Origin of the sequence: Halobacillus sp. BBL2006 (assembly GCF_000786645.1) — a bacterium.
Classification (GTDB): Bacteria; Bacillota; Bacilli; order Bacillales; family Halobacillaceae; genus Halobacillus.
The window spans coordinates 1-1,353 of sequence record NZ_JRNX01000699.1 but is presented as its reverse complement, the minus strand read 5'-3'; the positions used below and the strand labels follow the sequence as shown (position 1 = coordinate 1,353).

The following is a 1,353-nucleotide window of genomic DNA, read 5'->3' as shown; positions in this document are numbered from 1 at the left end:
TGATCTTCAGACCATCGATGGTGCCGGCGCGGCAGGGGGCCTTGGCGGTGCTTTAGCTGGAGTCCTTCAAGGTGAAATGAAATCTGGGTTTCAAGTCATTGCGGATTTGGTTGAGTTTGAATCAGCGGTGAAAGAGGCTGATCTCGTTTTGACTGGCGAAGGACGGCTAGATGGGCAATCTGCTCAAGGGAAAGTGCCTGTGGAAGTAGGAAAAATCGCTTATAAACACGGGGTACCGGCCGTGGCCGTCGCAGGAGAAGTAGCTCAAGAAGGAATTTATGCTCCGTTGACTTCTGTGTTCTCGATCCAAACGGGTCCTTGTTCCCTGGAAGAAGCGTTGGATGAAAATATTTCTTATGCCAATATCCGTCATGTATCGGAGCAAATCGTTCGTTTGAGATTGAAGTAAAGGGTAAATCCTGTAGGGTCAGTCCTCGATTAAGAGGGCTGGCTTTTCATTGTTCTTGAGCCGATTGGGGAGTTTACGTTGAGAATCATTTCACCATTTCATTAATAACTTGTTAAACAGTATGTCTGTCATCTTGAACAAGAATCTTTTTATGAATTGATGTAGGGGGAAGTTTCGGGTCAGATGGAGTTTTTTAGGCGGACACTGAGAGATTCAAAGCGGTTATCTTAGTATCGATAGTTTTACCAAACGGCAGGCGCAATCATTCCTGCCGTTTGGACTCATGAACCATGTTTATAGGAGGCATGTAATTCATGGTAACCCTGCAAAAAGGTTTTTGAGGGTACATTGGTAGAGTAGTAGATCTTTCCAATTTGAACAATAGGATTTTGTCACTTTTTTCGACAATTTTGTTAACCGATCCTATCTCCTGGGAAGTTCGAATTAGAATAGGATTCAGGTTTGTTTAAAATGAATGATCTCCGGTTTTTTATTCATGTTCGTTTAAACTTACCTCCTGTCGTTTTTCTCCTTCTCTTGTATTAAAGCGCAACGTCTGCTCTTATAAGTCTTAGTATTAAACCTTGGAAAGCCTGATAATCCCTCAATTCGAGGGAAAGTCAGGCTTTTATTTTAGTCTTATTTAATTGCTTTCGTTCAGGGTAAGAAATGACCATCTTTCGAATTTTTCTGAATAATACCTGTATTTTAATAGAAATCCATTCTATAATGAGGGAGCGCATTTTTACATAATCTAGCAATATTTTTATAGTTGAGGAGGTACATAGGATGGAAGTAAAAGCAACACAACCAAACTGGAAGGAGCAGAAATCTGGGTCTTCAGCCCCGCCAACATCATTTAAAGGCAAATTGAAAATGATCGGACCTGGTTTTGTAACCGCTGCTACAGGTGTCGGGACAGGAGACTTAATCGCAGCCTTAGT

1 protein-coding gene is annotated in these 1,353 nt (G+C 41.7%); it reads left to right on the top strand.

All coding sequences use genetic code 11. From position 1 onward, the window contains the following. On the top strand, nt 1–409 hold a 409-nt coding region (locus tag LD39_RS18510; RefSeq protein ID WP_035551485.1), incomplete at its 5' end, for a glycerate kinase. Between the last annotated feature and the right edge of the window lie 944 nt (nt 410–1,353).